12 protein-coding genes are annotated in these 12,734 nt (G+C 70.2%); 6 read left to right on the top strand and 6 right to left on the bottom strand.

Features of this window, described 5'->3' with window-relative positions; translation table 11 throughout:
- Positions 1 to 173: 173 nt before the first annotated feature.
- Complete coding sequence (locus tag ACIBKY_RS28665; protein WP_379609391.1) at positions 174 to 626, bottom strand: GyrI-like domain-containing protein; 453 nt, start codon at positions 624 to 626, stop codon at positions 174 to 176.
- Between the two features lie 78 nt (positions 627 to 704).
- Between ACIBKY_RS28665 and ACIBKY_RS28670 the strand changes: the two genes are divergently transcribed.
- Positions 705 to 2,144 carry a GuaB1 family IMP dehydrogenase-related protein gene (locus tag ACIBKY_RS28670; RefSeq protein ID WP_397101196.1) on the top strand — a complete coding sequence of 480 codons (1,440 nt, stop codon included), beginning with the start codon at positions 705 to 707 and terminating at the stop codon, positions 2,142 to 2,144.
- On the opposite strand, the gene ACIBKY_RS28675 is transcribed toward ACIBKY_RS28670, so the two are convergent.
- Positions 2,145 to 2,762 carry an SDR family NAD(P)-dependent oxidoreductase gene (locus ACIBKY_RS28675; protein WP_397101198.1) on the bottom strand — a complete coding sequence of 206 codons (618 nt, stop codon included), beginning with the start codon at positions 2,760 to 2,762 and terminating at the stop codon, positions 2,145 to 2,147.
- Positions 2,763 to 2,816: 54 nt separating this feature from the next.
- Between ACIBKY_RS28675 and ACIBKY_RS28680 the strand changes: the two genes are divergently transcribed.
- The 3 genes from ACIBKY_RS28680 (at position 2,817) to ACIBKY_RS28690 (ending at position 5,318) form a co-directional block, all read left to right on the top strand.
- Positions 2,817 to 3,191, top strand: coding sequence for an FKBP-type peptidyl-prolyl cis-trans isomerase (locus ACIBKY_RS28680; RefSeq protein WP_184973397.1), 375 nt, complete (start codon positions 2,817 to 2,819; stop codon positions 3,189 to 3,191).
- A 100-nt stretch (positions 3,192 to 3,291) separates the two neighbouring features.
- Positions 3,292 to 4,023 carry an EI24 domain-containing protein gene (locus tag ACIBKY_RS28685; RefSeq protein WP_397101201.1) on the top strand — a complete coding sequence of 244 codons (732 nt, stop codon included), beginning with the start codon at positions 3,292 to 3,294 and terminating at the stop codon, positions 4,021 to 4,023.
- A 236-nt stretch (positions 4,024 to 4,259) separates the two neighbouring features.
- Entirely contained in the window at positions 4,260 to 5,318 is a 1,059-nt protein-coding gene (locus tag ACIBKY_RS28690; protein ID WP_397101203.1) for a DUF4192 domain-containing protein, read from the top strand.
- Positions 5,319 to 5,666: 348 nt separating this feature from the next.
- Here ACIBKY_RS28690 and ACIBKY_RS28695 read toward each other — a convergent pair whose 3' ends face one another.
- A complete protein-coding gene (locus ACIBKY_RS28695) occupies positions 5,667 to 6,011 on the bottom strand; it encodes a hypothetical protein (protein ID WP_397101205.1) in 345 nt (114 codons plus the stop codon).
- A gap of 132 nt (positions 6,012 to 6,143) precedes the next feature.
- Between ACIBKY_RS28695 and ACIBKY_RS28700 the strand changes: the two genes are divergently transcribed.
- Positions 6,144 to 6,746, top strand: coding sequence for a DUF1707 and DUF4870 domain-containing protein (locus ACIBKY_RS28700; protein ID WP_397101207.1), 603 nt, complete (start codon positions 6,144 to 6,146; stop codon positions 6,744 to 6,746).
- A gap of 586 nt (positions 6,747 to 7,332) precedes the next feature.
- Here ACIBKY_RS28700 and ACIBKY_RS28705 read toward each other — a convergent pair.
- The gene (locus tag ACIBKY_RS28705; protein ID WP_397101209.1) at positions 7,333 to 7,662 is read right to left on the bottom strand and encodes a septal ring lytic transglycosylase RlpA family protein; all 330 of its coding nucleotides are present in this window, start codon (positions 7,660 to 7,662) and stop codon (positions 7,333 to 7,335) included.
- Positions 7,663 to 8,357: 695 nt separating this feature from the next.
- Between ACIBKY_RS28705 and ACIBKY_RS28710 the strand changes: the two genes are divergently transcribed.
- Positions 8,358 to 9,536, top strand: coding sequence for an AAA family ATPase (locus ACIBKY_RS28710; protein ID WP_397101211.1), 1,179 nt, complete (start codon positions 8,358 to 8,360; stop codon positions 9,534 to 9,536).
- 2 nt (positions 9,537 to 9,538) lie between these two features.
- Here the strand turns inward: ACIBKY_RS28710 and ACIBKY_RS28715 are convergent, their stop codons facing one another.
- Positions 9,539 to 11,110 (bottom strand): ATP-dependent DNA ligase, encoded by a 1,572-nt coding sequence (locus ACIBKY_RS28715; RefSeq protein ID WP_397101213.1) that lies wholly within the window; start codon positions 11,108 to 11,110, stop codon positions 9,539 to 9,541.
- Between the two features lie 547 nt (positions 11,111 to 11,657).
- Positions 11,658 to 12,419 (bottom strand): class I SAM-dependent methyltransferase, encoded by a 762-nt coding sequence (locus tag ACIBKY_RS28720; protein ID WP_397101215.1) that lies wholly within the window; start codon positions 12,417 to 12,419, stop codon positions 11,658 to 11,660.
- Positions 12,420 to 12,734: the final 315 nt, after the last annotated feature.

Consider the following 12,734-nt stretch of genomic DNA (forward strand, 5'->3'; position numbering starts at 1 on the left):
CCTAGGGCCGCCGATTCCCGGGGGCACCGCGTCCTGGTGCTCCCTCGCGTCCTGAGGCGAATCGCCCTTGTCTGCCGCCCACCGCCGTGCGGTTCGAGGACGCGCCCGTGCGACTGCTCCGGGACGTGGCCGTGCGCGCCGGATGCGACGCGCTCGGCCTGCCGGGGGAGGCGTCAGATCGCCAGGTAGAGGTCGGCGCCGTCCGCGTGGTGGATCTCCAGGTCCGTGGTGAAGGCGCGCGCCGGGCTGCCGCCGGACTCGGTGTGCTTCCAGACGTGCTGCCAGGCCTCGATGAGCGCCTGCGGCATCGGTCCGCGCGCCGCCAGTGTCAGCGCCTGGCCGGCCGGCACGCGTACCGCGACCATCCCTTCGGGCAGCCTTGGAACGGTCCGTACCCCGACCCCGAGAATCTGCGTGTAAGCCCCGTGATGGTCGCTTTCGTAGTCTGTGAGGACCGCGTAGAGGTTCTCGTCCGTTCGCCCGGGAACGTGGGCGAACGCACCCGGCGCTCCCGCCCGCTGCCATTGCGCGGGCAGCTTCGCGCGCGAGGGATCCATCTCGTCGGCGTTCGTCGTGCGTACGGCGTAGCCGACCACCAGCAGTTCGGCGCGTTCGGTGACGTCCACTGCTCCTCCATCCCCCATAAGTATCCAGGGCCGATCATATGGCGGGACTTGACCAGCTACCGCATAGGATGGACGAACGTGAAGTTTCTCAACGGACTCGAGCCGTCCCACGACCTGACCTACAGCGACGTGTTCATGGTCCCGTCGCGTTCCTCGGTCGGATCCCGGCTCGGCGTCGACCTCTCGACGAACGACGGCACGGGCACCACCATCCCCCTCGTCGTGGCGAACATGACCGCCGTGGCCGGCCGTCGCATGGCCGAGACGGTGGCGCGGCGGGGCGGCATCACCGTCATCCCGCAGGACATCCCGATCGACGTGGTGACCGACGTCGTCGACTGGGTCAAGAAGCGCGACCTGGTCCACGACACGCCGCTCACCCTCACACCCCACGACACCGTCGGCGAGGCGCTCAACCTGCTGCCCAAGCGCGCCCACGGCGCGGTCATCGTGGTCGACTGGGAGAACCGCCCGGTCGGCGTGGTGACCGACGCCGACTGCCAGGGCGTGGACATGTACACCCAGCTGTCGCAGGTGATGTCCACCGAGCTCCTGACCCTGCCCGCCGGGCTGGACCCGCGCGTGGCCTTCGACCGCCTGCACGACGGCCGCCACCGCCTGGCCCCCATCGTGGACGGCGAGGGCCGCCTGATCGGCATCCTCACCCGCACCGGCGCGCTGCGCGCCACCCTCTACGACCCCGCGCTCGACGCCGCGGGCAAGCTGCGGATCGCCGCCGCCGTCGGTGTGAACGGCGACGTGGCCGCCAAGGCGAAGGAACTGCTTGAGGCGGGCATCGACGTCCTGGTCGTGGACACGGCGCACGGCCACCAGGAGAAGATGATCTCGGCGCTGCGCGCGGTGCGGGCGCTGGACCCGTCCGTGCCGGTCGCGGCAGGAAATGTCGTGACAGCCGAGGGCGTACGCGACCTCGTGGAAGCCGGAGCCGACATCCTCAAGGTCGGCGTCGGCCCGGGCGCCATGTGCACCACCCGGATGATGACCGGCGTCGGACGGCCCCAGTTCTCCGCCGTCCTTGAGTGCTCCGCCGAGGCCCGCCGCCTGGGGCGGCACGTGTGGGCCGACGGCGGCGTACGGCACCCGCGTGACGTCGCGCTCGCGCTGGCCGCCGGGGCTTCCAACGTGATGATCGGATCCTGGTTCGCCGGCACGTACGAGTCGCCCGGTGACACCCGCACCGCGGCCGACGGCCGCAAGTACAAGGAGAACTTCGGCATGGCCTCGGCGCGGGCCGTACGCCTGCGTACCGCCGAGGACAGCCCTTTCGAGCGGGCCCGCAAGGCGTTGTTCGAGGAGGGCATCTCCACCTCCCGCATGTACCTGGACCCGCTGCGCCCCAGCGTCGAGGACCAGATCGACGCCATCGTGGCCGGCCTCAGGTCCTCGTGCACCTACGCGGGCGCCACGACGCTGGAGGAGTTCTACGAGCGGGCCGTGGTCGGCATCCAGTCGTCCTCCGGCTACACCGAGGGCATGCCGCTCCACCAGAGCTGGTGATCACTCCTGGCCGACGTGGATGGTGGTGCCCGTGACGAGCCTCGCCATCTCCCCGGCCAGGAAGACCGCCACCGCCGCGGCGCCGGACAGGTCGCCCGGCGGCCGTCCCGGCGCGATCGCGTTGACCCGGATCGGCGCCAGCTCCGCCGCCAGCGAGGCGGTGAGGCCGGCCACCGCGGCGGTCATCGCGGCCTGGATCGCGAAGCCCGGCGCCGCCCCGATGTTGATGATCGACGAGCCCGCCCGCATCAGCGGCAGCAGGCGCCGGATCATGGCCGTGAGCTGGGTGAAGTTCTCCTCGATGAGGGTACGCTCGCCCATGGCCGTGGTCTCGGCGAAGCTCGTGTGGCAGGCGCCGCCCGCGCTGTTGACCAGGATGTCCACCCGCCCATAGCGCTCTTCCACCGCGCGGGCGAACACGTCGGCGGCCATCGGATCGCGGACGTCGAGCGTCATCGCCAGCCCCTGCCCGCCCGCGATCTTGACCCGGTCGCAGACCGCCACCGACGCCCCGAAGGCCTCGAACGCCTCCGCCACCACCCGCCCCATCCCCTCGGCGCCGCCGGTAACCACGGCGACGCGCCCGGTGAGCAGGATCCCATCGGGAGAAAGGGCCATCCCGACAGCATAGAGTCGTCGGGTCCATTCGTTTCGTTCATCAGGAGTACTTTCGTGGCACTCGAGAAGCCGGAGATCGACTTCCCGGAGGGCAACCCGCCCACCGACCTGGAGATCGTCGACCTGGTCACGGGCGACGGCCCCGAGGCCAAGCCCGGCCACACGGTCAACGTCCATTACGTCGGCGTCGCCTTCTCCACCGGCGAGGAGTTCGACGCGTCGTGGAACCGGGGCGAGGCGTTCGCGTTCCCGCTCGGCGGCGGGCGCGTCATCGCCGGCTGGGACCAGGGGGTCGCCGGCATGAAGGTCGGCGGCCGCCGCAAGCTGGTCATCCCGCCGCACCTCGGCTACGGCAACCGGGGCGCCGGCGCCCGCATCAAGCCGGGCGAGACTCTCATCTTCGTGGTGGACCTGCTCTCGGTCGGCTAGTCGGCTGGTCGGGCGTCGCCGCGCCCCTGACGGGCGGGGCGGCGCCTTTGAGCCGCGGCCCCGAATCGGCCGCGCGTTTCCGCGCGCTAGCATGCCGGGCATGCGATCTGTGCGCGACTTCTTCGCCGGTGTCGGCTTCTTCGTCCAAGGTCTGGGATGGGTGGCACGTAACGGGCGTTGGTGGCTTTTCGGACTGATCCCCGCGCTGATCGCCTTTGCCGTCTACGTGGCGGCACTGGTCTATCTGGGCAACAACGCCATCGAACTGGCCAACTGGATGACGCCGTTCGCCGACACCTGGGGCTGGCGGGACGCGTTCCGGGTGATGATCGCGATCGTCGTGTTCGTGGGCGGGCTGGCGCTGGCGGTGGTGACGTTCACCGCGATCACCCTGGTGATCGGGGAGCCGTTCTACGAGAAGCTGTCGGCGGCCGTGGACGTGGTGCCGGGGTATGAGGAACTGCCCTGGTGGCGGACGCTGCCCCGGTCGATCAAGGACAGCCTGGTGACGTTGGGGTGGGTACTGTTGATCACCATCCCGCTGTTCTTCCTCGGTTTCATCCCGGTGGTGGGGCAGACGGTGATCCCGGTGATAGGCGCCGCCGTTTCCGGATTTTTCCTGACAGTGGAGCTCACGACCCTTTCGATGGAAAGGCGGGGGTTGGCGCGCAAGCAGCGTTTCGCCCTGCTCCGCGGAAACAAGCCGGCCGCGCTGGGCTTCGGGGTGGCGGTGTTCCTGCTGTTCCTGGTCCCCTTCGTCGCCGTGATCGCCATGCCGGCCGCGGTGGCGGGCGCCGCCCTCCTGGTCCGCGAACGCCTCTCTCCCGCGTAGCCGCCCTTTCCGGTAGCTGCCTTTCTGGAACGGCTCGCGTGGCGATCCTTCTGGAACGGCTCGCGTGGCGATCCTTCTGGAACGGCTCGCGTGGCGATCCTTCTGGAACGACCCGTGTGGCGATCCTCCTGGAACAGCCCGCGTTGTCCACAGCCGGACTGCCCCAACCCCGGCCCATCCCCAGAACGCCTTTCGGCTCCCCGGCCGCACCCCCATCCACGGCACCCTCATGCCCCATGACCCCGTGCCTCACCCTCCTCTCCCCATCCGACATCCTCGCCGCGCTGCCGTACCTGGTCGGCTTCCATCCGTCGGAAAGCCTGATCGTGATCGGCATGGCCGCCGACCGGGCCCAGATCGCGGCCCGCTGGAGCCTGCCCCTGCCCGAGGACGCCCTCGCACCACTGACCCCGGTCCTGGCGCGGGAGAAGATCACCGAACTGATCCTCGTCGGCTACGGCACCGGCCCGCTGGTAACCCCGGCGATCGACGAGGCCAGACGCCTGGCGGCGGCGGAGGGTGTGAAGATCGGCGAGGCCCTGCGAGCGGAGGACGGCCGCTACTGGTCCTACACCTGCGACCTGCCCCGCTGCTGCCCGCCCACGGGCACCCCCTACGACCCCACGACCAGCCCCGTGGCCGCCGAGGCGACGGTCCACGGCATGGTGGCCCTCCCCGACCGCCAGACTCTGGAACGCACCATCGCCCCGTGCTCCGGCCCGGTCCGCATGTCGATGCGCGCCGCCACGGCCACCGCCGTAGCCGACCTCCGCGCCCGCCTGGCAGATTCAAAGGACACCGAGGCCTTCGCCCGCCGGTTCGTGGCCGAGGGCCTGGTGAGGGTCCGCGCCGCCATCGCCTCCCACGCCGCCGGCCGCCGCCTCGACGACATGGAAGCCGCCAAACTCGGACTGGACCTCACGATCATCCGCATCCGGGACGAGGCCTGGACGCTGATGGACGACGCCCACGCCCCACTCTGGAAGGACCTGACCCGCAGACTGGAGCCCCGCTTCGTCCCCGCGGCCGCTTCCCTGCTGGCCATGTCCAGCTGGCGCTCCGGTGACAGTGTTCTGGCCGTCATAGCCCTGGAACGCGCCCTGACCATCGACCCCGCCTACTCCATGGCCAACCTGCTGATGCACGCCCTGCAGCACCTGCTGCCGCCCTCACTCCTGCGCGGCCGTCTGCCCACCCCCGCCGAACTGGACACCGCCATGGGCACCCCAAGAGCCGCCTGGCTCCTCCCCCTGACCACCCTCCTGGACGACCCCGCAGACTCCATAACCGCCTGACCACCCTGGACAACCCCACAGAAGCCACAACCACCTGACCGCCCCATCCCGGTCCCTGCAGCGGCCTGGCAGGTCACCCCTGGGCAACCGGCAGCACCACACCACCGGAGCGGCCCCAGCCAGGGGCTGTCCAGAGACAGGCAGGAAGATCGCACGCACACGAAAAGGGCACGCGCCAGACCAGCCCGCCCGGCCCCTTCAGCGGCCCGGCAGGTCACCCCTGGGCAACCAGCGACACCACACCACCGGAGCGGCCCCAACCAGGGGCTGACCAGAGACAAGCAGGAAGATCGCACGCACACGAAAAGGGCACGCGCCAGACCGGCGCGTACCCCGAGGGCAGGCGGGCTACAACCCGCCCTCCTCCCTGCGCTTCTTCTCGTTGTAGGCGCGCATGCGCTGTGGATACCCCGTCAGCTGCACGTCGTACACGGGCAGCGCCAGGTCACGGGCGACCTTGTGGATGACGGCGGGCGAGCCGACCCGTCGCCGGGTCCACTCCCCGTCGTCAGCCACGGCGACGGCCGTGGTGTCAGTGGCAAAGGTCTCCGGTTCGACGTAGAACTCGACGCCGCGCCGCGACTTGGCAAAGGCGATGAGCGCTTCGATGTCGGCGTCCGTCGCCTCCCGGTCGAACTTAGCGACCTTCGGCCCGCGCAGACGCCGGAGCCCATAGCGGTCTCGCCATCTCATGGTTCCTTTTTATATCGGTTTCGCGGTCGCCGCGTCGGGGCTGTTCTAAGGGAGACTTCGGGGTTCCTCCCGATCCCACGGCACCGGAAAAGGATGCAGCATAGGGACAGACCGCCTGAGCTAAGGAGAGGCATGGCCGCGATGACAGAGGCACCCACACCCCCGGGCGGCCCGGGACCTGTGCCCGAAGCCCAACTGCGGGTGACCAACCAGGACCGCGAGCACGTCGTGGAGCACATCCAGGCCGCCTATGCCGAGGGCCGGTTCGACAAACTCGAGTTCGACGACCGCCTCGAACGCGCCATGACGGCGCGCACGCACGGCGACCTCATGCCCATCATGACCGAGCTGTACGGCTCGCGCCCCGCGGCCCACCTGCACCAGGCAGCGGTTCCGGCACCGCCGAAGCATCATGGCCCCACGGAGAGCAACGAACGCCTGGGCGCATCCGCGGCCCACCTCGTGGCGCTGATCGGCTTTCCCATCATCGGCCCGCTGATCCTCCTGCTGACCGGCGGCAAGACCTCGCCCTACATCCGCCGCCACGCCTTGGAGTCGCTCAACTTCCACCTCACGGTGACTGGAGCGACGTTCCTGCTCCCGTTCACCATCGTGGGCGTCATCTTGCTGCCGGTCATCTGGATCGCCGCGGTCATCCTGTCGATCGCCGGAGGCGTGGCCGCTTTGTCGGAGAACGAGTTCCGCTACCCGCTGACGGTCCGCCTGATCAAATAACCTCAACCGCGACGCGCGGCCACCAGCCCAGGCGACCGGAGAGGGGCTTTCGGCCTCACACCAACCGCCGGCCATGCTGGACCCTTCGGCCCACCCGGCTCCCGCCCGAAAGCGGGAGACCCGGGCCCATAGGGCACCAGCCCACACGAGACACGGACCACACGGGACCACGGGACGCGGGACATGCGGGACGCGGCTCGACCTGCGAGCCCGGCGCCACACACGACCCGGTCCCAAATACGACCCCGGCCCGCACACGACCTGGCCCCACACCTCGCCCGGCCCGCACGCGACCCGGCCGCACACGTGGCCCGGCCCGCACACGAACCCCACATGCGACCTGGCTGCACACGGGAGATCAGTTCGGCACGGGACAGCCATCTCCACGCGAGGCACCGGCGAGACCTGGCCCACCGGGTCTCCGGGCGACACGAGGCACCGCCCAGCCACGCCCCTGTCTGCTCCGGACACCGGACCGCACGCCGCGAGAACCGCCGACGCCCGCCCTCCCCGGCGGCCCCGCCGCCGTGTGAGGGCCTCCACGCCAAAGCCCGCCTGTCAAGCAGGTGAAAAGCAGGTGAAGGGGCTACCTGGCCAGGACCTCGTACTTGACGGTCATGACGCCCGAGCCGGTGTTGCCGATGGCGTCGAAGGCGGCTTCCGAGAGGTCCAGGCACCGTCCGCCCACATAGGGCCCACGGTCGTTGATGCGGACGGTCACCGAGTCGCCGTTGTTCGGGTTCGTGACCCGGACCCGGCTGCCCAGCGGCAGCGTCTTGTGCGCCGCCGTCATCGCGGACGGGTTGAAGCGCTCCCCACTGGCGGTCATCTGGGGCTCGCCGTAGAAGGAGGCCCCGCAGGTACCGCTGGAGACGACCCGGGTACGCGGCTTGGAGACCCGCTCCGCCTTGGCCACCTTGGGCGCGCTCGGCGCTTTGCTGGGGCTTGACGACGGCTTGGGGGACGCCTCGGGGTCACGGGGCGAAGGTGTAGGCGCTGGTTTGCCCTGAGATTGGGCCGGAGCACCGTGCCGTGGCTTCGGGGTGGCGGTCTGTGAGGCGGCGGAGGGCCGCCCGGACGGGGTCTGGGCCGGAGGGACGGCCGCGGTGTTCATGGCGGTGGCGCGCTGGGTTTCGTCACCGTTGGTAACCGCGGCCCAAGCGGTGGTCGAGGCGGCCGCGACGACGGCGACTCCGGCGGCCAAGGCGGTCCAGCGGCGCTTGCCGCTTGCGGAGGACCGGGCAAGGGGGTTCGGACGAGACGGCTTGGTCGAATGCTGACCCAAGGGGAACCACAGTCCTAGATAGGGGACAGGACGGGGAAAGGCCAGGCGAGAAGGGGTATGGGGCGCGCTTAGGCCGTTCCCGGCAGGATGGGGCGAGTCAACGCCCCGGCAACGGAGTGAACATACGCGACAAAGCCCGAGTAAAGGCAACTTAATGAGTCAAGTAGTGACATATATCACTTTGATCACAAGTTTCACTAGAGTTTTGAGGGTACGCGCCTGATCTTGTGGTGTCCTGGATTCCCGGCGAACACTCAGCGTGATCATCTTGGCCGCGCGCACCCTGGACACCGCGCACCCTGGACGCCGCGCCGTACCCTGGCACGATGATGAACACGCTCGCCGTCGAGAACTACCGGTCACTGCGCAGGCTGTTCGTCTCCCTGGGGCGGCTCAACGTCGTGACCGGCGCGAACGGCAGCGGCAAGTCCAGCCTCTACCGGGCACTACGCCTGCTCGCCGACTCGGCGCGCAACGGCGCCGTCGCCGCTCTGGCCAGGGAGGGCGGCCTGGCGTCCACGTTGTGGGCCGGGCCGGAGAGCATCGGCCGGAGCGTACGCGAGGGCATCCACCCGGTGCAGGGCACGACCCGTTCCGGCCCGGTCAGCCTCAAGCTGGGCTTCGCCGGGGACGACTTCGGCTACGCCATGGACCTGGGCCTGCCCATCCCCTCCGGCGGGTACGGCGGTGCCGCCTCCGCCTTCTCCCTCGACCCGGAGATCAAGGCCGAGGCGACCTGGGCGGGGCCCATCCTCCGGCCCGCGACGTTGCTGGCCCAGCGGGGCGGCCCCGCCGTACAGATTCGTGATCGCGGCGGCAAGTGGGAGTTCGTACCGCACGACCTGCAGCCCTTCGACAGCATGCTCAGCGAGATGGCGGATCCGGTGCGCGCGCCCGATCTGCTGGTGTTGCGCGAGCGGATCAGGTCGTGGCGCTTCTACGACCATCTACGGACGGACGCGCACGCACCAGCACGACAAGCACAGATCGGCACCCGCACCCCGGTTCTGGGGCACGACGGCGGCGACGTGGCGGCGGCGCTGCAGACGATCCGCGAGATCGGCGACGCGGACGCGCTCGACGCGGCCGTCGACCACGCCTTCCCGGGCAGCCGGGTGGAGATCGCGCTTGAGGGTACGCGCATGGAGCTCACGCTGAGGCAGCACGGACTGCTGCGCGCGCTGGGCAGCGCGGAGTTGTCCGACGGCACGCTGCGGTACCTGCTGTGGGTGGCGGCGCTCCTCACCCCCCGCCCGCCGGAGATGCTGGTCCTGAACGAGCCGGAGACCAGCCTCCACCCCGACCTCCTCGAACCCCTGGGCGAACTGATCGCCGCGGCCGCCGAGGAGACGCAGGTGATCGTCGTCACGCACGCCAAACCCCTGGTCACCGCGCTGGAACGACGCAAGGCCACGACGATCGAACTGGTGAAGGAACTGGGCGAGACCGGAGTGGCAGGGCAGGGACCGCTCGACGGACCCAGCTGGAAATGGCCCAAACGCTGACGTCAGACCATGAGTGACCGGACCGTGTCGACGGTGTCGGCCTCGCCGGCCTGTTTGTCCGGGCGGTAGCGCAGCACCCGGGCGAATCGCAGCGCCATGCCGCCGGGATAGCGCGGCGAGCGCTGGACCCCGTCGAAGGCGATCTCGACGACGAGCTCGGGGCGCAACGTGACCGTCCAGCCGTCGGTGGGGCCGTCGGCGATCTCCAGGAACCGTTCGGTCTGCCAGGCGAGCAGTTCGTCGGTCAGCCCCTTGAACGTCTTGCCCAGCATCACGAAGCCGCCCTCGGGATCGCGGGCGCCCAGGTGAAGGTTGGACAGCTTGCCCTCGCGGCGGCCGTGACCCCATTCCGCCGCCAGGACCACGAGGTCGAGGGTGTGGCGCGGCTTCACCTTGATCCATCCGGCACCACGCCGGCCGGCGGCGTACGGGGAGGTGAGGGTCTTGACCACGAGCCCCTCGTGCCCGGCGCGCACGACCTCGGCGAAGAACGCCTCCGCCTTGGCCACGTCACCGGTGACCAGGCGCGGAGTGAGCAGACCCGGCGGAACGGTCCTGGCCAGGGCCTCCTGCCGTTCGGCGTAGGGCAGATCGAGAAGATCCGCGCCACCGGCCCGCAGCGCGTCGAAGAAGAACACGCTCAACGGCGTCTCCTCGCGCAGCCGCGCGACGTCCAGTTTGCTGGCCACCCGGCTCGCCGTGACCTGGAAAGGGTGCGGCCGGCCGTCCGGCTGAAGCGCGATCAGCTCACCGTCGAGCACGAGATCGGTCTCGGGGAGGGCGAGCATGGCCTCGACCAGCTCGGGAACCTGGTTGGTGATGTCGTCGAGCGTGCGAGTGAAAACCCGGACATCCTCCCCGGACCGGTGCGCCTGCACCCGGATCCCATCCAGCTTCCACTCCAGCGCCACCACACCCGGGGCGCCATCTTCAGCGTGCTTGGCAGGCGTCTGCGGCCTGGCCTGAGCGGCCTTTTCGAGTGCGGCGGCGACGTTGGCCGCGCTGCCGGCCAGCATGGGAGCGACCGGACGGCCGACCTCCAGCCGGAACGCCCGCAGAGCGTCAATTCCACCGCAAAGTGCCGCCGCCCCCACCGCGGGCAGCCATCCCCGCAGCGTCAACGCCCGCCGCACATCCGCCGACGGCGCCCCGGACGCCTTGGCCAACGCCTCGATCATGACTCCATCAAGCGCCCCCTGACGCAGCTCCCCGCTGAGCAACCGGGTCAGAAACGCCTGTTCCTGACTGGTCAGCCCCGCGAACAGCTCCGTCACGAGCCCCTTCCGCGCCGCCTGCGACCCCTGCCCGGAAACCGCCTTGATCCGGCTCAGCAACTCATCCACCTGAGCCAACGTGGCGGTGGCGGCCAGCCGAGGCGGCGGAATGTCCTGAAGCGTCCGCCACCCCACCCCGACCTGCCGCTGCGGCAGCTCACCGGACAGATAGGCGATGGCGATCTCGGCCTCATCGGGGCCGACCCTGCCGAGCAGCTCGGCGAGGTGTCCCACCTTCCCCAGCCGAGCCGACGTCCGCGTCACCGCCTCCGACACCCGGACCACGTCGATCAGTAGCACACCCGCTATGTTGCCGCACCCCGCCGACAAAACCCACCAGCCCGCTATGCCAAGCCGCCCCCACTCGCCGCTACAGCGAGAAACCCCCACCATCCGTTACGGCAAGCCACCCCACCCCCACCCGCCGCCGCGAGTGACCGCCGATCGTGGGGGTCGCTTCTCACGTCGGACGGGGTCCCCGCCGCTACGGCCCACCTTGACCAGCCACCGTGCCCCACCCCGCCCACCGGCGAGGGGCGCCAAGCCCGCCACGCACCACCCCGCCGCCCGGCGCCCCAACCCCCCGCTATCGCCACAACCCCACCCGCCAAGACCAGAGGGCCAGCAGCGCAACCCACATGGACCGCACCCAGCCCGGAAGCGGCACAACCACGACCACCACACGCGGCCGGCTGCAGCGCCAAGGAGCAGGACCGGCGACCGTCGGCGACCGTCGGCGACCGTCGGCGACCGTCGGCGACCGTCGGCGACCAGCAAGCAACCACGCGCGCCCAAATGGCGGCAAGAATCACGAGGAACGCAGGAGGCCGAGGCGAGGGTCGCGAGGTTAGCCCGGCTTGCGGGCCTCGATCAGGAAGCGGGTGGTGGTGGCCACGAACGGTCCCTCGCCCTCCAGCCGCTCATGCAGCTCCCGCAACCGTGGCACATACTCCTCGACCGTGAACCCAGGCACCATCCAGATCACCTTCCGCAGAAAGTAGATCACCGCGCCCACGTCGAAGAACTCCGTCCGCAACCGCTCGAACCGGAGATCAACCACCTCAAGCCCGGCGCCCTCCGCACCAGCCCGAGCGTCATCCGGATGCCGAGCCCGCCGCCTCTCCGCAGGCAACGGCCCCAGAAAGTACTCGACCAGCTCAAACACACTCTCCGGCCCCACCTGCTGCGACAGGTACGTCCCGCCGGGCGCCAGAACGCGGCTGATCTCCTCCCACCACACAGTCACCGGATGCCGGCTGGTCACCAGATCAAAGGCCCCGTCGGCGAACGGCAGCGGCGGCTCATCCGCGTCCGACACCACCACGCACCCCCGCGGATGCAACAGCCGGGTGGCTTTGGCAAGATTCGGCGCCCAGGACTCGGTGGCGACCATCAACGACGGAAGCCGCGCCGCCCCGGCCAGCACCTCCCCACCGCCCGTCTGAATATCCAGCCCGGCGGTGGCTCCGGCCAGGCGTTCGGCCATGAGCCGCTGGTACCCCCACGAGGGCCGCGCCTCCGTCGCCCGCCCGTCCAGCCACGAGAAGTCCCACCCGTCGACAGACACCGACGCGGCCTCGTCCACCAGATCCTCGAAAGTGCGCTTCATAAGATCACCTTCGCAGCTCACCAACCAGCCAGTCGAGCACAAGGCCCACCCGAGAACCCAAGCCTCAGGTGGCCGGAAAGGGTATCCCCCGGACGGCCGGCCCTTACAGCAGAGCGCCACATGCGTGCCGCCACGAGGATCACGGCGTCGACGCCCTGCACAAGACCTGCTCCGGAGCGTCGCACCACATGAAGGCCACATCGATAGCCTCGCCGCCCCCGCGCAAGGCTCGGTCCGCAGCGCCGCACCACACATGGCCGCCGCACCCCCCAACGCGGAGCCCAGCGGCGCTAGTGGGCGGCGGCGGCGCTCGCG

The sequence above is a fragment of the Nonomuraea sp. NPDC050394 genome, assembly GCF_044459065.1.
In the GTDB taxonomy this organism is placed as follows: domain Bacteria; phylum Actinomycetota; class Actinomycetes; order Streptosporangiales; family Streptosporangiaceae; genus Nonomuraea.